Origin of the sequence: Pseudomonas sp. AL10 (genome assembly GCF_029960685.1) — a bacterium.
GTDB lineage: Bacteria > Pseudomonadota > Gammaproteobacteria > Pseudomonadales > Pseudomonadaceae > Aquipseudomonas > Aquipseudomonas lactis.
Map to the genome: position 1 here is coordinate 221,227 of NZ_JASBQZ010000001.1, position 26,302 is coordinate 247,528.

A 26,302-nucleotide genomic window follows, 5' to 3' on the forward strand; every position below is an offset into this window, starting at 1 on the left:
CTTTTTCAAAATACAGCGGCCTCCAGAATACGGGTAAGTGGTCTACCAGAACCGGCAATTCTGGTATACGATGCGCGTCCTCACCAATGGCCGGAGGCCTCCCGATGCACACAGAAATTGTTATGTATAAGCGTCACGCAGAAATGAACGCGCAAGAGCGCCTGGAGTATCTTGCAGATGGCCTGGAGGAGTATATTCCCTGCCCCTTTTCCCGTGACGTGTTGGAAACCTGGCTGAAGCTCCAGCTCGACAGCGCTAAACACACTGGCCCCGAGGCCGGAACATCGCTCGATATCGCCTATGAGGATTGGATTAACCCAGATGATGACGACGAAGAAGAAGACGATTGATCAGGAAACCTTGAGCACGCTTGTCGAAAACAACGCGCTAAGAGAGTTACGGGCCGTTCGGGAAGGCCCGTGCTGGGCTCTAGAAGGCCGAATAGGCACTATTTGGCTACCAGTGCGCAGCAGAAGAGAAGAGAAGCGCCTATGGCGCTCTCTGACAGCCATTGAGCGATTCTGTACATCCGCAGGTGTAAAGCAACTGATTGTCGAGCTGTAGCTCAGGGATTCTTTGAGGAGTAGATCAAGCTTTACTAATAGCACTCATAGGCTTCTTTGCACAAGAGCACTAACAACCATCGGGTGGTTTTCGACCGCCCATCAAGTTGGAAACTTTTTTGGCACTGATTTATGGGCAAGCATCGCGTCTATTCTGTTTTGCTCTCGTACACGCTCAAGTAATTCAAATGCTCTAGCAACCATGGAGGAATGCATGGCTGCAAAGGCAGCATCATCACCCTGACTGCGTAATAGCTCAGTCAATTCGCCGGTATAAGGATAATAGTCGATTTGGTCAGAAGCTTGCTTCATAACGAAAGCTAGCACACCCTCCACATCAATGGCATAGCAAACTTTATCGTCCAGACGCTCGATACAAACCTTGACCTTTAATGCTTTTAATAGGTAGTTAGCCTTAGCCCTGCCCTCAAAAGTCACAAGATCGAGCTTTGAAAAAAAGTCTTCTTTATTAATAATTTTTTCACGCTGAGAATCACGCTTTAGTTCATTTCGCTGTTTTTTTAGCTCTTTCAACTCTTGATCGAATCGTGAAGCAGCCTGCATGACAAAACTAGGCAGGTCATCGTTCACGTCCAATATCTGACTTTCGATTTCGGCTTGGCGCTTTTTGATCTTAGTTATTTGCAGATCAACCCTGGAAATTTCTTTTTGTATCTTAGCCTGTGAATCTTGAATGAGACTCAGGCTGTCTACCTTAGCCAAAATTTCCATGAATGCACGTTCTGACCTACCAAGTTCTACGAGTTTATTGGTGCATCGGCCTTTGGCACTACCGTAGCACCTCAAGTATTTTCCGCCCTTGGGCGGCCTACCCTTGTTAACCAAGTGCATGGATTCGCCGCACAGAGAACATTTGGCTAGACCTTGCCATAAATTGAAGTTCAGCGCTGCCTTGGTAGCCTTAGACACATTCCGCGTTGATCTAGACGATTGGGCATCGAAGAATAAATCTTCGCTTATAACTACCGGAAAGAAATCGGATACAGGCTCCCCGATTTTATCGCGTTTACCGTCAACCAGCCCAGTAGGCTGATATTCACCTAGAACAGCGCGATTACATAATATTTTACCTACAGAACTACTTCCCCAAAGTCCAGAAGGGTTTCTTGTAGACGAGCCGAAAATAGGTGTGCTACTAGCATTTAATATTTTGGCTATCGCACGCTGCCCGTAGCCAGTTGTTCCAAGCCGGAAAATCTCGTCCAACACCCTGACTCGTTCGGGTATCGGTTGATATTTACCATCCACCAGTCTTAGCCAATACGGGCAAGCCTTACCCAACGGCTTTTTAGTCTCTCTGGCATCCTTCTGCTTCTGCTTCCAAGCCTCACTAACACGCTCGCCTTTCAAGCTTGACTCACTATGTGCCCGGCTCATCTCAAGAATGCTAAATATCAAATCAATGTTATTAAACTCTTTTGTATAAAGCTTCCTGTCTATAGAGGTGTAGATATTAATTCCACTGTCGAGGATTTCTAGAAAGCGCGGCAAGGCTGCCCTTAAGCGCTCGCGGCTCAGCCGATCTAAGCTTTCAATAATAAGGACTGAACCTGGCTCGATTATCCCTTCCTGTACATACCCCAAAAACCTAGCTAATTGGCCGGTATGTTCAAGGTGCTTGCCTTTGAAGGCAGATCTACCGCTGTCAAAAAAAAGGTAATCGTTATCAGCCACCAGATGGAGGCCCTGCTCCAAGCAATACTGCTTAGCAGCGTCCCGTTGGCGACGATAGCTATCACCTTTGGCCTGCTCTGGTGTAGAGAACCGGATGTAGCTATACGCTTTGGGTAGTGAATTAGTCACGATGGTCTCAGGTTTTTCAATGGGTGTAATGTATCACAACCTGTTGTTCAGCGGGCCACCGGGCACCGGCAAGACTTTATTGGCCAGCCGGCTGCCGGGCTTGCTGCCGCCGTTGAGCGAGCAGGAAGCACTTGAAGTGGCCGCTATCCAATCCGTAGTCAGCCTGGCCCCTCTGAGTCATTGGCCTAACCGCCCGTTCCGTCAGCCACACCACTCGGCATCCGGGCCGGCGCTGGTGGGTGGCGGCTCAAAGCCACAACCGGGGGAAATCACCCTGGCCCATCACGGGGTGTTGTTCCTGGATGAGCTGCCAGAGTTCGATCGCAAGGTGCTGGAGGTGCTGCGTGAGCCATTGGAATCTGGGCATATCGTGATCTCCCGCGCCCGTGACCGTGTGAGTTTCCCGGCGCGCTTTCAACTGGTCGCGGCGATGAACCCCTGCCCTTGCGGCTACATGGGCGAGCCCAGCGGGCGTTGCCGGTGTACACCGGAGCAGATTCAGCGCTATCGCAACAAGCTCTCCGGGCCGTTGCTGGACCGGATTGATTTGCACCTGACTGTCGCGCGGGAGGCCACTGCCCTGAGCCCCACCCAACAGGCGGGCGATACCACGGCCGATGCCTCGGTGCGGGTAGCGCAAGCACGCGAGCGTCAGCAGCGACGCCAGGGGTGTGCCAATGCTTTTCTGGACCTGCCGGGGCTGCGCCAGCACTGCAAGCTGCCAAAGGTCGACGAGGGTTGGCTGGAGACCGCCTGCGAGCGACTGACACTGTCACTGCGGGCGGCCCATCGGCTGCTGAAGGTGGCGCGCACCTTGGCGGACCTGGACCAGATGGACGCCATCACCCGTGACCATCTGAAGGAGGCCCTGCAGTACCGCCCCACATCCGTGACTTGAGCCTTACGCAATATCAATGTGGGAGCGGGCTTGCTCGCGAATGCGGAGTGTCAGTCACCCATTTGCTACTGATTTACCGCATTCGCGAGCAAGTCCGCTCCCACCGTTTGATTGGTGGTGCGTCAGCGAAACCGATCCACCTCATGGCGCAAGCCTGCTGCCAAGGTCTCCAGTTCCTTGGCGGTAACCGCCAGGTTGGACACCACTTCACGCTGCTCGCTGTTGGCCAGGGCAATGCTCTGAAGGTTGGCGCTGAGCAAAGTCGCGGTGCTGCTCTGCTCTTGGGTGGCGGTTGTGATCGCAGCAAACTGCTGGCCGGCCGAGCGACTCTGCTCGTCGATACGCGCCAGGGCCGAGGCCACGTCGGCGTTGCGCGACAGGCCTTCCTGCATCAGCGCATTGCCATGCTCCATGGTGCTGATGGCGTTGCCGGTTTCCTGCTGGATGCTCTGGATCATGCCGGAGATTTCATCGGTGGCCTGGCGGGTACGCGAAGCCAGGTTGCGCACCTCATCAGCGACCACGGCGAAACCACGGCCTTGCTCACCGGCACGGGCGGCTTCGATGGCGGCGTTGAGCGCCAGCAGGTTGGTCTGTTCAGCGATGGCGGTAATCACGCCGACGATCCCGCCGATTTCCTGGGAACGCTGGCCCAGGGTGTTGATCACTGCCGCGGTGCTGTTCAGCGCAGTGGCGATATGTTCCAGGGACGATGAAGCCTCTTGCATCGAGGTACGGCCGATACGGGTTTGCTGGGCATTCTCTTGAGCCAGGCGCTCGGTGTTGCCCATGTTGTCGGCAATGTTCAGCGAGGTAGCACTGAACTCTTCCACCGCACCGGCCATGCTGGTGATCTCGCCGGACTGTTGCTCCATGCCTTCGTAGGCACCACCAGACAAGCCCGACAACGCCTGGGCGCGGCTGTTGACCTGTTCGGCGGCAGTACGGATATGCGACACCATGGTCGACAGCGCTTCGCCCATCTGGTTGAAACTGCGCGCCAACTGGCCGATTTCGTCATGGCTGGACACGTTGAGGCGCGCACTCAAATCCCCCGCGCCCAGCGCCTGGGCCTGGCGCACCAGTTCGCTCAATGGCGCCAGCTTGCTGCGCAACAGCCACACCGTGGCGCCCACTGCCAGCAACATCGCCAGCACGCTGCCGATCACCAGGCGGATGCCGACTTCCCAGGTCACGGCGCGAATCTCAGCCTTGGGCATGCTCGCTACCACCGCCCAAGGACCGCCTTCGAACGGCACCGAGACGCTATAGAAATCTTCGTTCTTGTCACTCCAGAAACGGCCTGCACCCGGCTTTCTCGCCAGGTCGAGCATCACCGCAATCGCCTGATCCGGCGCTTGCACGCCAGCTGGCGGCACCAGCCAGTGCTTTTGCTCATCGAGCAGCGCGAGGGAGCCGGTCTGGCCAATGCGGAAGCGCTTGAGGTTTTCAAACTGGGCGTTCTGGGCATCGGTGTAATCGAAACCGATGAACAGCACGGCAATGACCTGGCCACTGCTGTCACGCACGGGGCTGTATTGGGTCATGTAGGAGCGGTCAAACAACACGGCACGGCCGATGTAGGTCTGGCCACTCACAACGCGCTGGTAGGCCGCGCCCTGACGGTCAAGTACGGTGCCAATGGCGCGATTGCCATCCTGCTTGGTCAGGGAGGTGCTGACGCGGATAAAGTCGTCGCCGCTGCGCACGAACACCGTGGCCACGCCGCCGGACATCTGCTTGAACTCATCCACTTCTTCGAAGTTGTTGTTCAGCACCTCGTTGCCCAGATAGAGGCTCGGCGTCTGCACGCCGGCCACGGCCACGGGCTGGTCCGCACGCACACTCAAGCCTGCGCCGAAACGCTTTTCAAACAGCCCGCTCAAACGCTGAGTGCTTTCGCGCAAGGTGCTGTGGAAGGTGTTGAGTTGGTCGGCGAGCAAACGCGCCTCGCTGGCCAGGTGTTCCTCGCGGGTGGCGAGGTTGGCGGAGTCGAGGGTACGCAAGGCAAAGACCGTACTGCCGCTGATCACGACAGCGAGAATCACGGCGAGTGCGAGGCCTAACTGGGAGGCAATCCGGGCACGGGGTTGAGACATGACAGCTCCTGGCCGAGGCCAGGATCATCCTGATCTCATAGCGCTGCTCGGCAAATTATCTAGTGGGAAACGATGATGCACGATGGTTCCAACCCCCTTCTTCGGCGGCATTTGGCAATACTTGAGCGAATCACAGGGGTATCCCGCAAACGATTGCACTAACAACTCGCCGCCACTCAATCGAGGCGTTCAACCTGGGGCAATTCCATCGCCTTGACTTCACCTTGAAGAAATTCCGCCAGCCGTCGCAAACGTTCCCCACCCGGGCGGGTTTTCGGCCACACCAGGTAGTAGCTTTCCCCACTGGCGACCGCCGTAGGCCACGGCAGGCTCAAGCGCCCCTGTGCCACGTCTTCGGCCACCATCAGCAAATCACCCATGGACACGCCATAGCCTCGGGCGGCGGCGATCATGCCCAGCTCAAGCGTGTCGAACACCTGCCCACCCTTGAGTGAAACCTGAGACGACAGCCCCATGCGCTGCAGCCAGTAACGCCAGTCGCGGCGGTCCGGGGTCGGGTGCAGCAGTTCGGCGGTTGCCAACCGCGTCACGTCCCAGGGACCGTCGTCCAGCAGATTGGGCGCTCCCACCGGGATGAGCATTTCCGCAAACAGATAACTGGCCTCCCAGTCCGCCGGAAAGTGCCCGTTGCTGAGCAACACCGCGCAGTCGAACGGTTCTTGGTTAAAGTCCACTTCATCGATGCTCATCCACGCACTGGTGAGCTGCACCTCATTGCCTGGCTGCAGGGCCCGGAAGCGACTCAGCCGCGCCAGCAGCCAGCGCATGGTCAAGGTGGACGGCGCCTTCATACGCAGGATGTCATCTTCGGCATTCAAGGTATGGCAAGCACGCTCCAGGGCAGCGAAGCCCTCCCGTACGCCAGGCAGCAACAAACGCGCCGCTTCCGTGAGCTGCAACGTGCGACCGCTGCGCTGGAACAATCGGCAGGCGAAATAATCTTCGAGCGTACGGATATGCCGGCTGATCGCACTTTGGGTAATCGACAATTCCTCAGCCGCGCGGGTAAACGAGTGGTGGCGGGAGGCGGCTTCAAATGCCCGCAAGGCATAAAGAGGAGGAAGACGACGAGACATGCTGAAAGCTCCGACTGCGCAATCTGGAAACCCTACCAGAATCACTCATGCATGAGTTTTAATCATGCCAATGATCGCTTTTATCCTTTTGTGCAATGCGCTGAATGCGCCGAGAATCAACCCTTCCCCACCTTCCTGACCATTCGAGTGTGATGATCATGCAACATCCGGCACGTACCGAACTCTGGGCCATTCTGCGGCTATCGGGGCCGTTGATTGCCTCACAGTTGGCGCACATGCTGATGGTGCTGACCGACACCCTGATGATGGCGCGCCTGAGCCCCGAGGCTTTGGCGGGCGGCGGCCTGGGCGCGGCGAGCTATTCGTTCGTGGCGATTTTCTGCATCGGCGTGATCGCAGCCGTGGGCACCCTGGTCGCCATTCGCCATGGCGCGGGCGATATCGACGGCGCCACTCGCCTGACCCAGGCCGGGCTGTGGCTGGCGTGGTTGATGGCGCTGGCGGCGGCGTTGCTGTTATGGAACTTGAAGCCGGTACTGCTGATGTTCGGCCAGACCGAAACCAACGTGCAAGCAGCCGGGCAATTCCTGACGATTCTGCCCTTTGCCCTGCCCGGCTACCTGAGCTTCATGGCCCTGCGCGGCTTTACCAGCGCCATCGGCAAGGCCACTCCGGTGATGGTGATCAGCCTGTGCGGTACCGTGGTCAACTACCTGCTCAACCATGCGTTGATCGAAGGCATGTTCGGCCTACCGAAACTGGGCCTGATGGGCATCGGCCTGGTGACCGCCATCGTCGCCAATGGCATGGCGCTGGCATTGATGTGGTACATCCGCAGCAACCGCGCCTACGCCGCCTACCCGCTGGGCACCGGCCTGCTGCGCCTGAATACCCACTACCTGCGCGAGCTGTGGCGCCTGGGCCTGCCGATTGGCGGCACCTATGCGGTAGAGGTCGGGTTGTTTGCCTTTGCGGCGTTGTGCATGGGCACCATGGGCAGCACGCAATTGGCGGCGCACCAGATCGCCCTGCAGATTGTGTCGGTGGCCTTCATGGTGCCGGCGGGGATGTCCTACGCGGTGACCATGCGCATCGGCCAGCATTACGGCGCCGGGCAGTTGCTGATGGCGCGCATGGCCGGGCGGGTCGGCATAGGATTCGGCGCCATGGTGATGTTGGGGTTTGCGGCGGTGCTGTGGCTGTTCTCCGACCCGCTGATAGGACTGTTCCTCGACCATGACGACCCGGCATTCCATGACGTTATCGTCCTGGCGGTGAGCCTGCTGGCCGTCGCTGCCTGGTTCGAATTGTTCGATGGCGTGCAGACCATCGCCATGGGTTGTATCCGTGGCTTGAAGGACGCCAAGACCACCTTCCTGGTGGGGCTGGGTTGCTATTGGCTGATTGGTGCACCGTCGGCCTGGTTGATGGCGTTCACCCTGGGCTGGGGGCCAACCGGCGTCTGGTGGGGCCTGGCACTAGGCCTGGCGTGTGCGGCGGTGAGCCTGACCTGGGCGTTTGAGGCGAAGATGAAGCGGATGATTCGGCAGGAGCCGGATGCTGATGTCGGACTCCGAGCGGCACTGCCTGACTAGCGAGTGCACGCGGTTCATGTGGGAGCTGGCTTGCCTGCGATAGCGGTGTGTCAGGCTAATCATTATTAGCTGAACGACCGCTATCGCAGGCAAGCCAGCTCCCACATTTGAACCACTTTAAAGGCTTAACCCAACAGCGCCTGCTGGCTTTGCCCGAACATCAGGTATTCCACCAGCTCCGGCAACGGCAACGGCTTGCTGATCAGGTAACCCTGGACCTGGTCGCACCCAAACAAGCGCAAAAGCTCAAGTTGCTCAGGGGTTTCCACGCCTTCGGCGACCACTTCCAGGTTGAGGTTGTGGGCCAGGTTGATCATGGCGTGCACCAGCTTGCGGTTTTCTTCGCGCTCTTCCATGCCGCCGACAAAACTCTTGTCGATCTTCAACAAGGCAATCGGCAGGCTGTTGAGGTGCACAAACGATGAAAAACCGGTGCCGAAGTCATCCAGGGAAAACCGCACACCCAACCGGCCAAGGGCATCCATGGTCTGTTTGACCAGGTCGCTGCGGCGCATCACGGCGGTTTCGGTCAGTTCAAATTCCAGCCATTGCGCTTCCACGCCGCGCTCGGCAATCAGGCGGCTGAGGGTGGACAGCAACTGGCTGTCCTGAAACTGGCGAAACGACAGGTTGACCGCCATGTGCAGCGGCGGCAGGCCGCGTTCGCGCAGGTCTTGCATGTCGCGCAGGGCTCGGGAGATCACCCAGTAGCCCAATGGCACGATCAGGCCACTCTGTTCGGCCAGCGGCACGAATTCGCTGGGCGGCAACAAGCCGCGCTCGCCGTGGCGCCAGCGCACCAGGGCTTCGAGGCCAACGATATGGCCGTCGTCCAGGTCCAGGCGCGGCTGGTAATGCAGCTCCAACTCATCGCGGCGCAAGGCCCGGCGCAGTTCGCTTTCCAGGTCGGCCAGGCTGCGGGCGTTGCGGTTGATGCGTTCATTGAAGATATGGAAAGTGCAGCCCTGGGTGCTTTTGGCCTGTTGCATGGCGATATGGGCATGCCACATCAACGGGTCGGCGCCAGCGCGGGCTCGAGCATGAGCCATGCCCAGGCTGCAACCGATCAACAGGCTTTCGCCATCCACCCAATAGGGTTCGGCCATCACTTCGGTGATGCGCTCAGCCATCCACTCGGCGCGCTGGGGCGCCCGGCGGGTATCGATCAACAAGGCAAACTCATCGCTGCCCAGGCGCGCCAGTTGGTCCCCAGCTTCGAGCTGGCTCTTGAGCCTCGACACCACTTGCAGGATCAAACGGTCGCCCGCCTGATGACCGAGGGCATCGTTGGCATGACGAAAATTGTCCAGGTCCAGGTGACCGAGGGCCAGGCCACGGCCGTCGTTTTCTGCCAAGCGCGCGGCCAGCAAGGTCTGGAAGCCCTGGCGGTTGGCAATACCGGTGAGCGGGTCCTGCTCGGCCAGGCGCTGCAAGGTGTTCTCCAGCACGCCGCGCTCGCGCACATGGCGCAGGCAGCGGCGCAATGTGTCGGCATCCAATGCATCCAGCACCAACCAATCGCTGACACCCAGCGGCGACACCAGGGGCTCCTGCTCCAGCAGCAATACACACGGCAAACTGCACCGGCCCGGGCCGGGCTGCAGGCTGGGCGTGGTCAATAACACAGCACCCTGGTCGTCATCGAACAGGCGGCTCACCGAGTCCCAGTTGGGCGCACTGATCAGCACAGCCCCTTCGCCCATCGGCGCCAGGCACTCGCGCAACAACGCTGCCCACTCGGGCTCATCGGCCAGCAGCAGCAAACGCAAGGGTTTGACAGGCGTAGACACGCTAACTCCCTAGACTCTGCAAAATTTCATTAGCGGTGCCATTATGACGTGCGGCCTGACAATGACAAAGGATGACAAATGATAGGTGTTATCAAATACGCAGACTGTAAATAATCGTCTCGGCTATTCCTCCACATCCTGCGGCAAAGTAGCAAAACCGGCAAATTTAGATCGAGTGGTACGTCACACCGTCGTTCTATGGCAGCAGAATCTTTCCAGCCTGTTAAAATGCCCGCCCTTTTGAACAACGACTCCTAAAATTCCGTATGTCCCGACTCAATCCCCGGCAGCAAGAAGCCGTGAACTACGTCGGCGGCCCTCTATTGGTGCTCGCCGGTGCAGGCTCCGGCAAGACCAGCGTGATCACCCGCAAGATCGCGCACTTGATCCAGAACTGCGGCATCCGCGCCCAGTACATCGTCGCCATGACTTTCACCAACAAGGCGGCGCGGGAAATGAAAGAGCGGGTCGGCACCCTGCTCAAGGGTGGCGAAGGCCGTGGCCTTACCGTGTGTACCTTCCACAACCTGGGCCTGAACATCATCCGCAAGGAGCATGTGCGGCTGGGCTACAAGCCGGGCTTCTCGATCTTCGACGAGACCGACGTCAAGGCCTTGATGACCGACATCATGCAGAAGGAATACGCGGGCGACGACGGCGTCGACGAGATCAAGAACATGATCGGGGCCTGGAAAAACGACCTGATCCTGCCCGCCGAAGCCCTGGAAGCCGCGCGCAACCCCAAGGAGCAGACCGCCGCCATCGTCTACACCCACTACCAGCGCACGCTCAAGGCGTTCAACGCGGTGGACTTCGACGACCTGATCCTGCTACCGGTCAAGCTATTCCAGGAGCACAAGGACATCCTGGAGAAGTGGCAAAACAAGGTGCGCTACCTGCTGGTGGACGAATACCAGGACACCAACGCCAGCCAATACCTGCTGGTGAAGTTGCTGATCGGCACGCGCAACCAGTTCACCGTGGTAGGCGACGACGACCAGTCGATCTACGCCTGGCGCGGCGCCCGCCCGGAAAACCTGATGCTGCTCAAGGAAGACTACCCCTCCTTGAAAGTGGTGATGCTGGAGCAGAACTACCGCTCCACCAGCCGCATCCTGCGCTGCGCCAACGTGCTGATCTCCAACAACCCCCACGAGTTTGAAAAACAACTGTGGAGCGAGATGGGCCATGGCGACGAGATCCGTGTGATCCGCTGCCGCAACGAAGACGCCGAAGCCGAGCGCGTGGCCGTGGAAATCCTCAGCCTGCACTTGCGCACCGACCGGCCCTACAGCGACTTTGCGATCCTGTATCGCGGCAACTACCAGGCCAAACTGATCGAGCTGAAGCTGCAGCATCACCAGGTGCCGTATCGCCTGTCGGGCGGCAACAGCTTTTTCGGACGCCAGGAAGTCAAAGACCTGATGGCCTACTTCCGGCTGATCGTGAACCCGGACGACGACAACGCCTTCCTGCGCGTGATCAACGTGCCACGCCGGGAAATCGGCTCGACGACCCTGGAAAAGCTCGGTAACTACGCCACCGAACGCAAGATCTCGATGTACGCCGCCACCGACGAAATCGGCCTGGGCGAACACCTGGACACGCGCTTCACTGATCGCCTGTCACGCTTCAAGCGCTTCATGGACAAGGTGCGCGAGCAGTGCGCCGGCGAAGACCCGATCAGCGCCCTGCGCAGCATGGTCATGGACATCGACTATGAAAACTGGCTGCGCACCAACAGTTCCAGCGACAAGGCCGCGGATTACCGCATGGGCAACGTCTGGTTCCTGATCGAGGCGTTGAAGAACACCCTGGAAAAAGACGAAGACGGCGAGATGACCGTCGAGGACGCCATCGGCAAGCTGGTGTTGCGCGACATGCTCGAGCGCCAGCAAGAAGAGGAAGACGGTGCCGAAGGCGTGCAGATGATGACCTTGCATGCGTCCAAGGGCCTGGAATTTCCCTACGTGTTCATCATGGGCATGGAAGAGGAAATCCTCCCGCACCGCTCCAGCATCGAAGCCGACACCATCGAGGAAGAACGCCGCCTGGCCTATGTGGGTATTACCCGCGCACGTCAGACCCTGGCCTTCACCTTTGCCGCCAAGCGCAAGCAATACGGTGAAATCATCGACTGTGCCCCCAGCCGGTTCCTGGATGAACTGCCGCCGGACGACCTGGCCTGGGAAGGCAATGACGACACGCCCACCGAGGTGAAGGCCGTTCGCGGCAACACCGCCTTGGCGGATATACGCGCGATGCTAAAGCGCTAGAATCGACTACTTTTTAATCTACTTTCGGCGCACAACGCGCCATTAGAGGAAGCTTTCCGTGGAAGCACTGCACAAGAAAATTCGCGAAGAAGGCATCGTGCTTTCCGATCAGGTCCTCAAGGTTGACGCCTTTTTGAACCACCAGATCGACCCGGCGCTGATGAAACTGATCGGCGACGAATTCGCCGCACTGTTCAAGGATTCGGGCATCACCAAGATCGTCACCATCGAAGCCTCGGGCATTGCACCGGCCATCATGACCGGGCTGAACCTGGGCGTGCCGGTGATCTTCGCCCGCAAACAGCAATCCTTGACCCTCACGGAAAACCTGCTGTCGGCCACGGTGTATTCCTTCACCAAGAAAACCGAAAGCACCGTGGCGATCTCCCCGCGCCACCTGACCAGCAGCGACCGCGTGCTGGTGATCGATGACTTTTTGGCCAACGGCAAGGCGTCCCAGGCGCTGATCTCGATCATCAAGCAGGCCGGCGCGACCGTCGCCGGTTTGGGCATTGTGATCGAGAAGTCGTTCCAGGGTGGGCGGGCGGAGCTGGACGCCCAAGGTTATCGGGTTGAGTCGCTGGCGCGGGTGAAGTCGCTGGCCGGTGGTGTCGTGACCTTTATCGAGTAATCACTATGTGGGAGCTGGCTTGCCTGCGATAGCGGAGTGTCAGTCGACAGAGATGTCGACTGAAAGGCCCTCATCGCAGGCAAGCCAGCTCCCACATGGGGTTTTGCGTTGGGCTGTCAGTGGGCGGTGGCCTGCAGGCCGGCAAGCAGCAATCGTTGATACAGGTCTTCCTTGATGCCCTCCGGCTTATCCAGGCACATGCGCTGCAAATGCTTGGGAAATGCCTCCGGCTCCGGCGCGTCGAGTGCCGCCTTGCCCAACTCCAGAATTTCCGTGAGCTTGAATTTGCTCTTGAGCCAGTTCAGCGCTCGTAACAAATCCCGCTCTTCATCCGTGAAGTCGCTGCCCAGGGGGTATTCCGGGAACAGGCGACGATGCCTGGCCTGAATCGCCTGAAGCCGCTCTGGCGTGTTGTCGGCAAAACGCGGATCCAACTGGAAATCCTTGGGCAGTTTGCCGGCCTTTTGCGCTTGTTCAATCAAGTCGTGCTGGAACCTGGAGTCGGCGATGTTCAGCAGCGCTTCGATCACCTTGGCATCCGTCTGACCGCGCAAGTCGGCAATGCCGTATTCGGTAATGACAATATCCCGCAGGTGCCGGGGAATGGTGCAGTGGCCGTACTCCCAGACGATATTGGAACTGACCTCCCCCGCCGACTCACGCCAGCTGCGCAAAATCAGGATTGAGCGTGCACCTTCCAGCGCATGCCCCTGGGCCACGAAATTGTATTGCCCGCCCACGCCACTGAGCACGCGACCGTCTTCCAACTGATCGGCCACGCCAGCGCCGAGCAAGGTGACCATGATGGCGCTGTTGATAAACCGCGCATCCAGGCGCTGCAGGCGCTTGAGTTCTTCCTGCCCGTACAGCTCGTTGATGTAGCTGATGCGGGTCATGTTGAATGCCTGGCGCTTGGCGTGGGTCATTTCCTGCAGGCGCTGGTAAAAACTGCGCGGCCCCAGGAAGAAACCGCCATGGATCGACACGCCGTCGGGTTGCGCCGCGTCGTCCAGGGTGCCCGCGTTGGCCTGCATCTGGGTCGCCACATCCGGGTAGACCTTGCGCCGCACAATCCCGGCATCGGCCAATACCAGCAGGCCGTTGACGAACATCTCGCTGCAACCGTAAAGGCCACGGGCAAACGGCTCAACGCCGCCTTCGCGGCTGATCAACGGCGCCCACTGGTACACATCCAGGTCGGTGAGCAACAGGCGATAGGCCTCGTTGTCGGCCTGGCGCGCCAGCAAGGCAGCGGTCAGCGCATCGCCCATGGAGCCGATACCAATCTGCAACGTACCGCCATCACGCACCAGGGTGCTGGCATGCAGGCCGATAAAATGATCTTGGAAGCCCACTGGCATGTTCGGCGTGGAGAACAACGTGGTGCTGTCTTTTTCATCCAGCAGGTAGTCGAATTCATCCATGCCCAACTCGGCATCACCGGGCATGTAGGGCAAGTCGCTATGGACCTGGCCAACGACCAGGATGGTCTCCCCGGTCGCGCGGCGCTTGGCGATCATGGGCATCAGGTCGAGGGTGATATCCGGGTTGCAGCTCAGGCTCAGGCGGTCGGGATGCTCGCTGCTACTGGCAACCAGTTGCGCCACCAGGTTCAGGCCGGCGGCATTGATGTCGCGCGCCGCATGGCTGTAGTTGCTGCTGACGTAATCCTGCTGCGCCGCGGCGCTGTGGAGCAGGCTGCCAGGCTGCATGAAGAATTGCTGCACACGGATATTCTTCGGCAGGCTGCCCTTGTGCAGGTCGGCGAGAAAGTCTAGTTCGGGGTAGTCGCCAAACACCCGTTCGATAAAGGGTTCGAGAAAGCGTTTCTGCAAGCCATCCCCCATCGTCGGGCGACCCAGGCTCAACGCGGTGTAGATAGTCAGCGCCCGCTCCGGCAACTTGGCGATGCGCCGGTACAGTGCGTTGACGAACAAATTGGGCTTGCCCAGGCCCAAGGGCATGCCCATGTGGATATGCGCCGGCAACCGCGCCAGTACGTCGTCAACTGCTTGCTCGATTGAACACAACTGCACCATCCGACTGCTCCCGAACATTCCATGAATTGGAGTTGGACCGAGCTTGCCGGGTCTTTGCTGCAATGAACAGCCTCAATACATAAATCGCAGGCACAAAAAAGCCGCTCGTAAGCGGCATTTTTGGCGAAATCGATCGGTTACAGCCCGGACATCTTCTTGATCGCACCCTTGAGGTCGTCGTCCGAGCAATCAGCGCAAGTGCCTTTGGGCGGCATGGCGTTGATACCGGTGATGGCCTTGGCCAGGATGCCATCGAGGCCGCCTTGATGGTCGGCGCGTTCTTTCCATGCGGCGGTGTCGCCAATTTTCGGCGCACCCAACAGGCCCGTGCTGTGGCAGGCATTACAGTGCTTGGCGATGATCTCATCCGGGGTTTTCGCGCCGCCGCCGCCCGCTGCCACGGCCACTTCCATGCCCTTGCATTCCTGGCCCTGGACGCAAACCTGACCCACAGGCTCCAGGCGCTTGGCAATGTCATCATTGGTCGCAGCTTGAGCGCTGACAGCCCATAGGGCCAGTACGGTTGCTGGTGCAGCCAGCATTTTCATAATTAGGTTCACGCGTTCACCCTCAATGGTGGCTATTCACGCCTGCGGCCACGGTTTCGCAGGCGGCGAAAGTATAACGGTTAGCCCGCCCGGCCGAAACAACCCTATTAAATAAAGGGAGATTCGGCTTCACGGTGTACAGCTGCGGGAACCTCTGCAACGCTGGCAGGGCGCCTCTGTTCTTAAAAGTTCGCGGGGGTGGCTGCGCTGATTAGTCGCGCCGGCACGTCGAACGGATTGCGAAAACGATGGGGCCTGGTACTTTCAAAGTAGTAGCTATCGCCAGCCTCGAGCACAAAAGTTTCAAGGCCGACCACCAACTCCAGGCGACCTTCCACCAGAATCCCGGTTTCCTCGCCTTCATGGGTGAGCATTTCTTCGCCCGTGTCGGCACCTGGCGGGTAGATCTCGGTGAGAAAAGCGATGGCCCGGCTCGGGCGCGACCGCCCCACCAGTTTCATGGTAACGGCACCGTCGGAGATGTCGATCAGCTCATTGGCTTTATAGACGATCTGCGTCGGTATTTCCTGGAGCACTTCCTCGGAGAAGAACTCGACCATGGACATGGGGATACCGCCCAGCACCTTGCGCAGGGAGCTGATCGAGGGGCTGACGCTGTTTTTCTCGATCATCGAAATGGTGCTGTTGGTGACGCCCGCACGCTTGGCGAGCTCACGCTGGGAAAGACCTTTGAGTTTACGGATGGATTGCAGTCGTTCGCCGACGTCCAATGCAGGAGCCTCCTAGGATTCAGGCTTTGTTGTAATTGAGCGTTATCATGGCGACAGCGTTCAGTATTTACAACACTTGGGCCTAAATCCCGGCCTGCCCGGTTCGTTGCCGGCGGCTAAGCGCCGCAATAGAGCCTTGGCACTCGGCGCAGGTTGCAAAAAATCTGATAGGGGATGGTCTCGGCGGCCACGGCAACATCACTGGCGAGGATGTGCTTGCCCCACAGTTCCACAGGGGAACCAAGGCCCGCCTGGGGCAAGTCGGTGAGGTCGACACACAGCATGTCCATGGAAACGCGCCCCAGCAGCCGGCTGCGCTGGCCAGCGACCAGCACCGGTGTGCCGGTGGGCGCATGGCGCGGGTAACCGTCGGCATAGCCCATGGCAACCACGCCGATGCGCATCGGCTTGGGCGTGACGAACCTCGCGCCATAGCCCACCGGCTCACCGGCAGGCAATTCGCGCACGCAGATCACTTTGGACTCCAGAGTCATTACCGGCTGCAAGCGCGCGGCTAGGGCCTGGTCTTCGCCAAAGGGCGTTGCACCGTAAAGCATGATGCCAGGTCGCACCCAGTCGCTCGCCACGCTCGGCCAGCCCAATACCGAAGGTGAATTGCGCAGGCTGACCTCAGCCGCCATCCCCTGGCGCGCCGCCTCAAACACCGTTACTTGTTCGTTGCTGCTGACGCAATCGAGCTCATCGGCGCGGGCAAAATGGCTCATCAACACGATTTTCGCCACTTTGCCGCTGGCCAGCAGGCGCTGATACGCCTCCTGGTAATCCTTGGGGTGCAGGCCCACACGGTGCATGCCCGAGTCCAGCTTCAGCCACACTGTCAGCGGCTTGCTCAAATGAGCTTTCTCGATGGCTTCCAACTGCCACAACGAATGCACCACGCACCACAAATCCTGCTCGATGATCAGCGGCAACTCGTCGGCTTCGAAAAAACCTTCCAGCAGCAACACCGGCGCACGAATGCCGGCGGCGCGCAGTTCCAGCGCTTCCTCGATGCACGCCACGGCAAACCCGTCGGCTTGCGCCTCCAGCGCCTGGGCCACGGGCACCGCACCATGGCCGTAGGCATCGGCCTTGATCACGGCGAGGGCCTTGGCCCCGGTGACTTCTCGGGCCAATTGGTAGTTATGGCGCAGGGCTTGGAGGTCGATCAGGGCACGGGCTGGACGCATGGCGGCAGGCTTCTAGGCAGCAAAGTCAATAAAAAACCGGTGCCGACCAACAACGTCGGCACCGGGAGAGGGATGGTTGTTAAGGCAGCGCAGCCACGACAGACAGTTCTACCAGAATCTCGGGTTCGCACAGCTTGGCTTGCACCGTGGCGCGGGCCGGGGCGACGCCTTTAGGCAGCCACTTGTCCCATACCGCGTTCATCAAAGCGAAGTCGGCGTCGATGTCCTTCAGGTAGATCGTTACCGACAACAACCTGGACTTGTCGGTCCCGGCAAGGTCCAGCAAGCGCTCGATATTGACCAGGGTTTCACGGGTCTGCTGCTCAATCCCGGCGCTCATGTCGTCGCCGACCTGCCCTGCCAGGTACACGGTACCGCTGTGGACAACGATCTGGCTCATGCGCTCATTGGTGAGCTGGCGCTGGATTGACATGTTGTGCGGACTCCTGGTGGTTGCCATAACGGGAAATATCGAGGCCTGCGGCGCTGATCTGTGGCGTTTTTTTCGCCATCAGGTCGGCCAGCAAGCGACCGGAACCACAGGCCATGGTCCAACCGAGGGTACCGTGGCCTGTGTTCAGGAACAGGTTCTTGAACGGCGTGGCACCCACAATCGGTGTGCCGTCTGGGGTGGTCGGGCGCAGGCCGGTCCAGAAACTGGCTTGGGCCAGATCGCCGCCCTGAGGATAAAGGTCGTTGACGATCATCTCTAGGGTTTCACGTCGCCGCGGGTTCAGCGACAGGTCAAAACCGGCTATTTCAGCCATTCCACCGACGCGAATACGGTTGTCGAAACGGGTGATCGCGACTTTGTAGGTTTCATCGAGAATGGTCGAGGTCGGCGCCATTGCCGGGTTAGTGATCGGCACGGTCAGCGAGTAGCCCTTGAGCGGGTACACCGGCGCCTTGATCCCCAACGGCTTGAGCAGCTTGGGCGAGTAACTGCCGAGGGCCAGGACATAGCGGTCGGCAGTTTCCAGCTTGCCGTCGATCAACACGCCGTTGATGCGGTCGCCTGCGTAGTCCAGGCGCTGGATGTCTTGTTCGAAGCGAAATTCCACGCCCAGTTGTTTGCACATGTCGACCAGGCGCGTGGTGAACATCTGGCAATCGCCCGTCTGGTCGTTGGGCAGGCGCAGGGCCCCGGCGAGGATATCGGTGACGCTGGCCAGGGCTGGTTCAACCCGGGCAATGCCGGCGCGGTCGAGCAATTCGAACGGCACACCGGACTCTTTCAGCACGGCGATGTCCTTGGCGGCGCCATCGAGCTGGGCCTGGGTGCGGAACAGTTGGGTCGTCCCGAGGCTGCGGCCTTCGTAGGCAATGCCGGTCTCGGCGCGCAATTCGTCGAGGCAGTCGCGGCTGTACTCGGACAGGCGCACCATGCGTTCCTTGTTCACCGCATAGCGGCTGGCCGTGCAGTTGCGCAGCATCTGCGCCATCCACAGGTATTGATCGATATCGGCGGTAGCCTTGATCGCCAGCGGCGCGTGGCGTTGCAGCAGCCACTTGATCGCTTTGAGTGGCACACCCGGCGCGGCCCATGGCGAAGCGTAGCCTGGGGACACCTGACCGGCGTTGGCGAAACTGGTTTCCATGGCAGCGGCAGGCTGACGATCGACCACCACGACGTCGAAACCGGCCCGCGCCAAATAGTAGGCGCTGGTCACCCCAATGACGCCGCTACCCAAGACCAGAACGCGCATTTTTATATCCTCATCGCGGGCTTGGCCGCTGACGTGTGTTATTCGAGCAATGATGAGCGCAGTGTAAAAAACAATCGGCAGTGCATTTCACTATATAAATGCCTATATTTGGCGACAATTCTTGGCAAAAACCCTTTTGACAGAGGCGTATCCCCTATGCGTACCAACACCCAGACCAAGCGGGAGCTGGACAAGATCGACCGCAATATCCTGCGCATCCTGCAAACCGACGGGCGCATCTCGTTCACGGAGCTGGGGGAAAAGGTCGGGCTGTCCACCACGCCCTGCACCGAGCGCGTGCGGCGCCTGGAGCGCGAAGGGATCATCATGGGCTACAACGCACGGCTCAATCCCCAGCATTTGAAGGGAAGTTTGCTGGTATTTGTCGAGATCAGCCTGGATTACAAGTCGGGTGACACCTTTGAAGAATTTCGCCGGGCCGTGCTGAAACTGCCCCATGTGCTGGAGTGCCATCTGGTGTCGGGGGATTTCGACTACCTGGTGAAAGCGCGGATTTCCGAGATGGCGTCGTATCGCAAATTGCTGGGCGATATCCTGCTCAAACTCCCCCATGTGCGCGAGTCCAAGAGCTATATCGTGATGGAAGAGGTGAAGGAGAGCCTGAACCTGCCGATCCCGGACTGACTCACTGACACAACACGGTCAACTGTGGGAGCTGGCTTGCCTGCGATAGCGTCGGCTCAGAGGCATAGGTGCTAGCTGACCCACCGCTATCGCAGGCAAGCCAGCTCCCACAGTTTTAACCGAGTACATCCGCTAGACCAACACCTGCCGGGTGCTCGCCATGTACTCATGAATCTGCTTCTCCACCCGCGGATGAATCAGCTCGACCGGCCGGCGACCATTAGGGCACGGCAAGGTCTTGGTGGTGCCGAACAGGCGACAGATCAGCGGCCGCTCGTCATACACCGTGCAGCCCTTGGGTCCCAGGTGCACGCAGTTCAGCTCGTCCATCGCCGCCTCTTGCTCGGCGGCGGTCTTGCGCGGCAGGCGCGACATTTCTTCGGGTGAAGTGGTCACCGGCCCGCAGCAGTCGTGGCAACCGGGGACGCACTCAAACGATGGAATCTGGCGACGCAGCGCGCTGATTTTCTGACTGTTGCAACTCATCGAAACCCATACCGAACGGCAAATAGACGTGGATTCTGACGCAAAACGCCCCGCGCAGACAGCGTCGTGCGACCACTGTATCCTGCGTCAAATTTTCCAGACAGGGAGGTTCCCCATGACCGCCAGCGCCCGGCACACCGCTTCCTACTACGCCGCCAGCAGCGTGCCGCAACCGGATTACCCGACGTTGACGGGTGAGGTAAACGCCGATGTCTGTGTGATCGGCGGGGGTTTCTCCGGTCTTAACACCGCCCTGGAATTGGCCGAGCGCGGCTTTCGCGTGGTGTTGCTGGAAGCGCGCAAGATCGGCTGGGGTGCCAGCGGGCGCAATGGCGGCCAGTTGATTCGCGGGGTCGGCCACGGGCTGGATCAGTTCACCCAGGTGATCGGCAGCGACGGCGTGCGCCAGATGAAGCTGATGGGCCTGGAAGCCGTGGAGATCGTGCGCGAGCGTGTGGAGCGCTTCCAGATCCCCTGTGACCTGACCTGGGGCTACTGCGACCTGGCCAACAAACCCCGCGACCTGCAGGGCCTGGCCGAGGATGCCGAAGAGCTGCACAGCCTGGGTTACCGCCACGAAGTGCGCCTGTTGCAAGCCAGCGAGATGGGCACGGTCATCGGCTCCGATCGCTACGTAGGCGGCATGATCGACATGGGTTCCGGCCACCTGCACCCGCTGAACCTGGCACTGGGTGAGGCCGCCGTTGCCCAGCAGTTGGGCGTGGCGCTGTACGAGCAATCCCAAGTGACCCGCATCGACTACGGCCCTGAGGTCAAGGTGCATACCGCCCAAGGCACAGTGCGCGCCAAGACCCTGGTACTGGCCTGCAACGCCTACCTGAACGGACTCAACCCGCAACTGAGCGGCAAGGTGCTGCCCGCCGGCAGCTACATCATTGCCACGGAGCCCTTGAGCGAAGCACAAGCCACCAGCCTGTTGCCGCAGAACATGGCCGTGTGTGACCAACGCGTGACGGTGGATTACTTCCGCCTGTCCGCCGACCATCGCCTGTTGTTCGGCGGCGCCTGCCACTATTCCGGACGCGACCCCAAGGATATCGGCGCCTATATGCGACCGAAAATGTTGCAGGTATTCCCGCAACTGGCCGACGTGAAGATCGACTACCAGTGGGGCGGCATGATCGGCATCGGCGCCAACCGCCTGCCGCAGATTGGCCGCCTGGCCGATCAACCCAACGTGTATTACGCCCAGGCCTATGCCGGCCATGGCCTCAACGCCACGCACCTGGCGGGCAAGCTGTTGGCCGAGGCCATCAGCGGCCAGCAACAGGGGCGCTTCGATCTGTTCGCCCAAGTGCCACACATCACCTTCCCCGGCGGCAAACACCTGCGTTCGCCGCTGCTGGCCCTGGGAATGCTGTGGCACCGCCTCAAAGAACTGCTCTGATCAATCGCGCCAGAAGGGTTTCAAACCCTCACGGCGCGCCTGCTCGGCGGTCAGCCCGATGTCGCGTAACTGCTCGCGGCTCAGGTCCAGCAGGGCCTTGCGCGTATGACGACGGCGCCAGAACAGACTCCAGCGGCCAGGCGCAGGGGCAGTGAGCACCGGCTCCTGCCCCGCTTCCAGTTCCTGACTGCGTAACGCCAGCCGTACATCGCTCATGCCGCTCATTTGACTGCCCCTCATTGGCCCGTTGCCTTGAGTGATCAGCATGCGTGGGCGGCCAGAACCATGACAGATTCAGCCAACTTTTATTAAACCCATACAGAGACTGCCGCTGCGTGGCTGAATCCTGTATTTTCCCTCTATCTGTACTGGTCCCTCGGGAGCGAGCACCATGACCCTTTACGTCAACCTCGCCGAATTGCTCGGCACCCGCATTGAACAGGGCTTTTATCGTCCGGGCGATCGACTGCCCTCGGTGCGGGCCTTGAGTGTGGAACATGGGGTAAGCCTGAGCACCGTGCAGCAGGCATATCGGTTGCTCGAAGACAACGGCCTGGCGATGCCCAAGCCCAAGTCAGGCTATTTTGTTCCGGTGGGCCGTGAACTGCCGGCGCTGCCCGAGATAGGCCGCCCGGCCCAACGCCCAGTGGAAATCTCCCAGTGGGACCTGGTGCTGGAACTGATTCGTGCGGTGCCGCGCAAAGACGTCATACAGATGGGCCGCGGCATGCCGGATGTATTGTCGCCCACCTTGAAGCCGTTGCTGCGTAGCCTCGCCCGTGTCAGCCGCCGCCAAGACCTGCCGGGGCTGTATTACGACAATATCCTTGGCTGTATGGAGTTGCGTGAGCAAATCGCCCGGCTGTCATTGGACTCCGGTTGCCAACTGAGCGCCGAAGACATCGTGATCACCACCGGTTGCCACGAAGCCCTCTCCGCCAGCATTCACGCCATCTGTGAGCCCGGCGATATCGTTGCGGTGGATTCGCCCAGCTTCCACGGCGCCATGCAGACCCTCAAGGGCCTGGGCATGAAAGCCCTGGAAATCCCCACCGACCCGCTCACTGGCATCAGCCTCGAAGCCCTGGAACTGGCGCTGGAACAGTGGCCGATCAAAGTCATCCAGCTCACCCCAAACTGCAACAACCCCTTGGGCTACATCATGCCGGAAGCGCGCAAACGCGCCTTGCTGACCCTGGCCCAGCGCTTTGACGTGGCGATTATCGAAGACGATGTGTATGGCGAACTGGCCTACAGCTACCCACGCCCGCGCACCATCAAATCCTTCGATGAAGACGGCCGTGTGCTGCTGTGCAGCTCGTTCTCCAAAACCCTGGCGCCCGGCCTGCGCATTGGTTGGGTCGCACCGGGACGCTACCTGGAACGGGTGCTGCACATGAAATACATCAGCACCGGCTCTACGGCCACACAGCCGCAGATCGCCATTGCCGAATTCCTCAAAGGCGGGCATTTCGAGCCGCATTTACGCAGGATGCGCACCCAATACCAACGTAATCGCGACTTGATGCTTGATTGGGTCAGCCGCTATTTCCCCGCTGGCACGCGCGCCAGCCGGCCCCAGGGCAGCTTCATGCTGTGGATCGAACTGCCTGAAGGGTTCGACACCTTGAAGCTCAACCGCGTGCTGGTAGAACAAGGCGTACAGGTGGCGGTAGGCAGTATTTTTTCTGCCTCCGGCAAATACCGTAATTGCTTGCGCATGAACTACGCTGCCAAGCCAACGGCGCAGATTGAAGAGGCCGTGCGCAAGGTGGGGGCGGCCGCAGGCAAGATGCTGGAAGAGACGGCGGACTGACCTTTCCCGAGCAATTGCCGTCATATGCCACAACCGCCCTGACCTGGAAGCAGTTTCCTTGATGATTCGACGGCTTTTACCGTTTTGCCTGCTAGGCGCCCTGGCCCTGGGCGGCTGTGCCACGGTCGACACCCCGCGCATCCCCAGCGATGCCCTGCCGGCGAAGGACTCCTCGTTCGGTCGCTCGATCCAGGCCCAGGCCGCCCCCTACCAAGGGCGCTCGGGCTTCCGGTTGCTGCCCAACAGCAGTGAAGCCTTCATGGCGCGCGCCGAGTTGATCCGCAACGCCCAGACCAGCCTCGACTTGCAGTACTACATCGTGCACGACGGCATCAGCACACGCATGCTTGTGGACGAACTGCTCAAGGCCGCCGACCGCGGGGTGCGCGTGCGCATTCTGCTGGACGACACCACTAGCGATGGCCTCGACCAGATCATCGCCACCCTCGCCGCCCATCCCAAGGTGCAGATACGCCTGTTCAACCCCTTGCACCTGGGGCGCAGCACCGGCGTTACGCGCGCCATGGGCCGGGTATTCAACCTGTCACTGCAACACCGGCGCATGCATAACAAACTGTGGCTGGCCGATAACAGCGTGGCCATCGTGGGCGGGCGCAACCTGGGCGACGAGTATTTCGACGCCGAACCGAGCCTGAATTTCACCGACATCGACATGCTCAGCGTGGGGCCGGTGGCCGAGCAATTGGGTCACAGCTTCGACCAGTACTGGAACAGCGCCCTGAGCAAGCCAATCGATGACTTCGTCTCGAACAAACCCTCCAAAGTCGACCTCGCCGTCGCCCGTGGGCGCCTTGAGGCCTCACTGGCCCAGTCCCGCCAGCAGAACCACGCGCTGTATAACCGCCTGCGCACGTACCAGACCCAGCCCCGCATGGACATCTGGCGCCGCGAGTTGATCTGGGCCTGGAACCAGGCGCTGTGGGACGCACCGAGCAAGGTACTGGCCAAGGCCGACCCCGACCCACGACTGCTGCTGACCACTCAGCTGGCGCCAGAGCTGGCGGGGGTCAGCCATGAGCTGATCATGATTTCGGCTTACTTCGTGCCGGGCCAACCTGGGCTGGTCTACCTCACAGGGCGCGCCGATGCGGGTGTTTCGGTGCGCCTGCTGACCAACGCCCTCGAAGCCACCGACGTGCCGGCTGTGCATGGCGGTTACGCACCGTATCGCAAAGCGTTGCTGGAGCACGGGGTGAAGCTCTATGAACTGCGCAGGCAACCCGGCGACCCCAGCGCAAGCAGCGGCCCGCATCTGTTTCAGCATGGCAGCTGGCGCGGCTCGGACTCGAGCCTGCACAGCAAGGCGATGATTTTTGATCGAGAAAAGTCGTTCATCGGCTCATTCAATTTCGACCCGCGCTCAGTGCTGTGGAACACCGAAGTCGGCGTACTGGTGGACAGCCCCGAACTGGCCGAACACGTACGCAACCTGGCGCTGGAAGGTATGGCGCCAGCGTTGAGCTATGAGGCCAAATTGCAAGACGGCCAGGTGGTGTGGGTGACAGAAGACAACGGCCAGATGCACACCTTGACCCGCGAACCGGGCAGTTGGTGGCGGCGGTTCAACGCCTGGTTCGCCACCAGTGTTGGCCTGGAACGCATGCTCTAAAACCCCTGTAGGAGCGAGCTTGCTCGCGAAAAACCGGAGGGCGCCGCGTTAAACCAGATGCGCTGCGTTATCGTTGGCGTTTTTCGCGAGCAAGCTCGCTCCTACAATGGGTTGCATTTCGAGATCAGGCCGGCTGCGCGGCGCCGAATGCCCCCTGGCGCAGCAACAGCACTACCAACCCCAACGCCCCGGCCGCCATCAGCAGCGGCAGCGCATGCCCGCTGATCCACTGGCTGCCCGCTCCTGCCACCAGCGGCCCGATCAGGCAGCCAATGCCCCACAGCTGCGCCACGTGAGCGTTGGCACGCACCAACGCATCGTCGCGGTAGCGCTCGCCAATCAAAATCAGCGACAAGGTAAACAAACCGCCGGCACTGGCGCCGAACAGCACCCACACCGGCCAGATCAGCAACGTGTGCATCAATAACGGCACCGCCAGGCTCGACGCCAGCAACAGCAGCGCACAGGCCAGGAACAAGGTCCGTCGCGGCAGGTAGTCGGCCAACGCGCCAATAGGCAATTGCAGCAACGCATCGCCCACCACCACCGTACTGACCATCGCCAAGGCGATCTCGGCGGTAAAACCCTGTTGCAGGCAGTACACCGGCAACAACGTCAGGATCATCGCTTCGAAGGCTGCGAACAACGCCACGGCCCAGGCAATCGCCGGCAGGCCCAGGCAAAAGCGCCACAGGTCGCCAAACGTCACGCTGAACGAATCCGCCGTCGGTGCCCCGGTACGTCCCAGCAACAGCAGCGGCGCCACCACCAAAAGGCCCGCGCCGACCCAGAAACCGTAGTCATGGTCGGTGCCAATCAGGCCCAGCAGCAACGGCCCCGACAGCTGGCTCAAGGCATAGCTGCAGCCATACAGCGCCACCAGGCGGCCACGCCATTGCTCGACCACCAATTGGTTGATCCAGCTTTCGCCAAGGATGAAGACGATGGTCAGGATCACCCCGATCATCAGCCTGAGCACCAGCCACACCGGGTAACTGGGCAGGATCGCCAGCAAGCCGATGGACACCGCACCGGCCCACAGGCACAGGCGCATCAGGTTGGCAGTGCCGAGCCAGGACGCCATACGGCTGGAGACCTTGGCCCCCAGCAGCACGCCGAACGCCGGCATCGCCGCCATCACGCCAATGGCGAAACTGCCATACCCCCAGCCTTCAAGACGCAGGGACACCAACGGCATGCTGACACCCAGGGCCAAGCCAACGCTGAGTACCGAGGCCAGCACGGCGAAATAAGTCGCCCAACGCATTGCCACGCTCCTGTGGATAATTCTGGTTTGCAAAACGAACTGTAGGAGCGGACCTGTGCGGGAGCTGGCTTGCCTGCGATGCAGACGCCTCGGTGTGTCAGC

General features: G+C 60.1%; 21 protein-coding genes and 1 pseudogene. 9 read left to right on the forward strand and 13 right to left on the reverse strand.

What is annotated here, in order from left to right; genetic code table 11:
• The first annotated feature begins 104 nt into the window (after positions 1 to 104).
• The gene (locus QK296_RS01095) at positions 105 to 350 is read left to right on the forward strand and encodes a hypothetical protein (protein WP_282390505.1); all 246 of its coding nucleotides are present in this window, start codon (positions 105 to 107) and stop codon (positions 348 to 350) included.
• 315 nt (positions 351 to 665) lie between these two features.
• Here QK296_RS01095 and QK296_RS01105 read toward each other — a convergent pair whose 3' ends face one another.
• Positions 666 to 2,387: a recombinase family protein gene (locus QK296_RS01105; RefSeq protein ID WP_282390506.1), complete on the reverse strand. Its 1,722-nt coding sequence runs from the start codon at positions 2,385 to 2,387 to the stop codon at positions 666 to 668.
• A 34-nt stretch (positions 2,388 to 2,421) separates the two neighbouring features.
• On the opposite strand from QK296_RS01105, the pseudogene QK296_RS01110 reads away from it, so the two are divergent.
• Positions 2,422 to 3,285 (forward strand): annotated as a pseudogene (locus QK296_RS01110) (YifB family Mg chelatase-like AAA ATPase); the annotation flags it as partial.
• A gap of 122 nt (positions 3,286 to 3,407) precedes the next feature.
• Here the strand turns inward: QK296_RS01110 and QK296_RS01115 are convergent.
• Positions 3,408 to 5,384, reverse strand: a complete 1,977-nt coding sequence (locus QK296_RS01115; protein WP_003195437.1) for a methyl-accepting chemotaxis protein — start codon at positions 5,382 to 5,384, stop codon at positions 3,408 to 3,410.
• A 176-nt stretch (positions 5,385 to 5,560) separates the two neighbouring features.
• Positions 5,561 to 6,481 (reverse strand): LysR substrate-binding domain-containing protein, encoded by a 921-nt coding sequence (locus QK296_RS01120; RefSeq protein WP_003195439.1) that lies wholly within the window; start codon positions 6,479 to 6,481, stop codon positions 5,561 to 5,563.
• Between the two features lie 152 nt (positions 6,482 to 6,633).
• Here QK296_RS01120 and QK296_RS01125 point away from each other — a divergent pair, with 152 nt between their 5' ends.
• Positions 6,634 to 8,037: a NorM family multidrug efflux MATE transporter gene (locus QK296_RS01125; protein ID WP_003195441.1), complete on the forward strand. Its 1,404-nt coding sequence runs from the start codon at positions 6,634 to 6,636 to the stop codon at positions 8,035 to 8,037.
• Between the two features lie 125 nt (positions 8,038 to 8,162).
• On the opposite strand, the gene QK296_RS01130 is transcribed toward QK296_RS01125, so the two are convergent.
• A complete protein-coding gene (locus QK296_RS01130) occupies positions 8,163 to 9,827 on the reverse strand; it encodes a bifunctional diguanylate cyclase/phosphodiesterase (protein ID WP_282390507.1) in 1,665 nt (554 codons plus the stop codon).
• Positions 9,828 to 10,093: 266 nt separating this feature from the next.
• Here QK296_RS01130 and rep point away from each other — a divergent pair, with 266 nt between their 5' ends.
• Both rep and QK296_RS01140 read left to right on the forward strand, forming a co-directional pair.
• The gene (gene rep / locus QK296_RS01135; RefSeq protein ID WP_003195444.1) at positions 10,094 to 12,103 is read left to right on the forward strand and encodes a DNA helicase Rep; all 2,010 of its coding nucleotides are present in this window, start codon (positions 10,094 to 10,096) and stop codon (positions 12,101 to 12,103) included.
• 58 nt (positions 12,104 to 12,161) lie between these two features.
• Positions 12,162 to 12,734 carry a xanthine phosphoribosyltransferase gene (locus QK296_RS01140; protein WP_003195447.1) on the forward strand — a complete coding sequence of 191 codons (573 nt, stop codon included), beginning with the start codon at positions 12,162 to 12,164 and terminating at the stop codon, positions 12,732 to 12,734.
• Between the two features lie 116 nt (positions 12,735 to 12,850).
• On the opposite strand, the gene QK296_RS01145 is transcribed toward QK296_RS01140, so the two are convergent.
• The 6 genes from QK296_RS01145 to dadA all read right to left on the reverse strand — a co-directional run bounded on the left by QK296_RS01145 (position 12,851) and on the right by dadA (position 18,948).
• Positions 12,851 to 14,773, reverse strand: coding sequence for an acetyl-CoA hydrolase/transferase C-terminal domain-containing protein (locus QK296_RS01145; protein ID WP_003195450.1), 1,923 nt, complete (start codon positions 14,771 to 14,773; stop codon positions 12,851 to 12,853).
• Between the two features lie 137 nt (positions 14,774 to 14,910).
• The gene (locus QK296_RS01150; protein ID WP_003195451.1) at positions 14,911 to 15,321 is read right to left on the reverse strand and encodes a c-type cytochrome; all 411 of its coding nucleotides are present in this window, start codon (positions 15,319 to 15,321) and stop codon (positions 14,911 to 14,913) included.
• Between the two features lie 182 nt (positions 15,322 to 15,503).
• Positions 15,504 to 16,052 carry a cupin domain-containing protein gene (locus tag QK296_RS01155; protein WP_003195453.1) on the reverse strand — a complete coding sequence of 183 codons (549 nt, stop codon included), beginning with the start codon at positions 16,050 to 16,052 and terminating at the stop codon, positions 15,504 to 15,506.
• Positions 16,053 to 16,168: 116 nt separating this feature from the next.
• A complete protein-coding gene (gene alr, locus QK296_RS01160; protein WP_282390508.1) occupies positions 16,169 to 17,242 on the reverse strand; it encodes an alanine racemase in 1,074 nt (357 codons plus the stop codon).
• A 79-nt stretch (positions 17,243 to 17,321) separates the two neighbouring features.
• A complete protein-coding gene (locus tag QK296_RS01165; RefSeq protein ID WP_003195456.1) occupies positions 17,322 to 17,675 on the reverse strand; it encodes a RidA family protein in 354 nt (117 codons plus the stop codon).
• Positions 17,647 to 18,948, reverse strand: coding sequence for a D-amino acid dehydrogenase (gene dadA / locus QK296_RS01170; RefSeq protein WP_003195458.1), 1,302 nt, complete (start codon positions 18,946 to 18,948; stop codon positions 17,647 to 17,649). Before dadA ends, QK296_RS01165 begins: the two co-directional genes overlap by 29 nt.
• Before the next feature lie 156 nt (positions 18,949 to 19,104).
• Here dadA and QK296_RS01175 point away from each other — a divergent pair, with 156 nt between their 5' ends.
• Positions 19,105 to 19,593, forward strand: a complete 489-nt coding sequence (locus tag QK296_RS01175) for an Lrp/AsnC ligand binding domain-containing protein (protein WP_003176896.1) — start codon at positions 19,105 to 19,107, stop codon at positions 19,591 to 19,593.
• A gap of 132 nt (positions 19,594 to 19,725) precedes the next feature.
• On the opposite strand, the gene QK296_RS01180 is transcribed toward QK296_RS01175, so the two are convergent.
• Positions 19,726 to 20,079 carry a YkgJ family cysteine cluster protein gene (locus QK296_RS01180; RefSeq protein ID WP_003195461.1) on the reverse strand — a complete coding sequence of 118 codons (354 nt, stop codon included), beginning with the start codon at positions 20,077 to 20,079 and terminating at the stop codon, positions 19,726 to 19,728.
• A 115-nt stretch (positions 20,080 to 20,194) separates the two neighbouring features.
• Here QK296_RS01180 and QK296_RS01185 point away from each other — a divergent pair, with 115 nt between their 5' ends.
• Positions 20,195 to 21,487, forward strand: coding sequence for an FAD-binding oxidoreductase (locus QK296_RS01185; protein ID WP_003195463.1), 1,293 nt, complete (start codon positions 20,195 to 20,197; stop codon positions 21,485 to 21,487).
• On the opposite strand, the gene QK296_RS01190 is transcribed toward QK296_RS01185, so the two are convergent.
• On the reverse strand, positions 21,488 to 21,712 hold the full coding sequence (locus QK296_RS01190) for a DUF1127 domain-containing protein (RefSeq protein WP_034134056.1): 225 nt from the start codon (positions 21,710 to 21,712) through the stop codon (positions 21,488 to 21,490). It lies immediately after the preceding gene.
• Between the two features lie 166 nt (positions 21,713 to 21,878).
• Here QK296_RS01190 and QK296_RS01195 point away from each other — a divergent pair, with 166 nt between their 5' ends.
• Both QK296_RS01195 and QK296_RS01200 read left to right on the forward strand, forming a co-directional pair.
• Positions 21,879 to 23,303: a PLP-dependent aminotransferase family protein gene (locus QK296_RS01195; protein ID WP_003195467.1), complete on the forward strand. Its 1,425-nt coding sequence runs from the start codon at positions 21,879 to 21,881 to the stop codon at positions 23,301 to 23,303.
• 61 nt (positions 23,304 to 23,364) lie between these two features.
• Entirely contained in the window at positions 23,365 to 24,933 is a 1,569-nt protein-coding gene (locus QK296_RS01200) for a phospholipase D family protein (RefSeq protein WP_094774738.1), read from the forward strand.
• 124 nt (positions 24,934 to 25,057) lie between these two features.
• On the opposite strand, the gene QK296_RS01205 is transcribed toward QK296_RS01200, so the two are convergent.
• Entirely contained in the window at positions 25,058 to 26,200 is a 1,143-nt protein-coding gene (locus QK296_RS01205) for an MFS transporter (protein ID WP_034134058.1), read from the reverse strand.
• Between the last annotated feature and the right edge of the window lie 102 nt (positions 26,201 to 26,302).

Bases quoted from the DNA above. Each gene is read 5' to 3' on its own strand.
- QK296_RS01195 (WP_003195467.1), top strand. From the start codon at position 21,879: ATGACCCTTTACGTCAACCTCGCCGAATTGCTCGGCACCCGCATTGAA.
- QK296_RS01185 (WP_003195463.1), top strand. From the start codon at position 20,195: ATGACCGCCAGCGCCCGGCACACCGCTTCCTACTACGCCGCCAGCAGC.
- QK296_RS01115 (WP_003195437.1), bottom strand. From the start codon at position 5,384: ATGTCTCAACCCCGTGCCCGGATTGCCTCCCAGTTAGGCCTCGCACTC.
- rep (WP_003195444.1), top strand. From the start codon at position 10,094: ATGTCCCGACTCAATCCCCGGCAGCAAGAAGCCGTGAACTACGTCGGC.
- QK296_RS01165 (WP_003195456.1), bottom strand. From the start codon at position 17,675: ATGTCAATCCAGCGCCAGCTCACCAATGAGCGCATGAGCCAGATCGTT.
- QK296_RS01205 (WP_034134058.1), bottom strand. From the start codon at position 26,200: ATGCGTTGGGCGACTTATTTCGCCGTGCTGGCCTCGGTACTCAGCGTT.
- QK296_RS01150 (WP_003195451.1), bottom strand. From the start codon at position 15,321: ATGAAAATGCTGGCTGCACCAGCAACCGTACTGGCCCTATGGGCTGTC.
- QK296_RS01120 (WP_003195439.1), bottom strand. From the start codon at position 6,481: ATGTCTCGTCGTCTTCCTCCTCTTTATGCCTTGCGGGCATTTGAAGCC.
- QK296_RS01200 (WP_094774738.1), top strand. From the start codon at position 23,365: ATGATTCGACGGCTTTTACCGTTTTGCCTGCTAGGCGCCCTGGCCCTG.
- QK296_RS01190 (WP_034134056.1), bottom strand. From the start codon at position 21,712: ATGAGCGGCATGAGCGATGTACGGCTGGCGTTACGCAGTCAGGAACTG.
- QK296_RS01095 (WP_282390505.1), top strand. From the start codon at position 105: ATGCACACAGAAATTGTTATGTATAAGCGTCACGCAGAAATGAACGCG.
- QK296_RS01175 (WP_003176896.1), top strand. From the start codon at position 19,105: ATGCGTACCAACACCCAGACCAAGCGGGAGCTGGACAAGATCGACCGC.
- dadA (WP_003195458.1), bottom strand. From the start codon at position 18,948: ATGCGCGTTCTGGTCTTGGGTAGCGGCGTCATTGGGGTGACCAGCGCC.
- alr (WP_282390508.1), bottom strand. From the start codon at position 17,242: ATGCGTCCAGCCCGTGCCCTGATCGACCTCCAAGCCCTGCGCCATAAC.
- QK296_RS01125 (WP_003195441.1), top strand. From the start codon at position 6,634: ATGATCATGCAACATCCGGCACGTACCGAACTCTGGGCCATTCTGCGG.
- QK296_RS01180 (WP_003195461.1), bottom strand. From the start codon at position 20,079: ATGAGTTGCAACAGTCAGAAAATCAGCGCGCTGCGTCGCCAGATTCCA.
- QK296_RS01145 (WP_003195450.1), bottom strand. From the start codon at position 14,773: ATGGTGCAGTTGTGTTCAATCGAGCAAGCAGTTGACGACGTACTGGCG.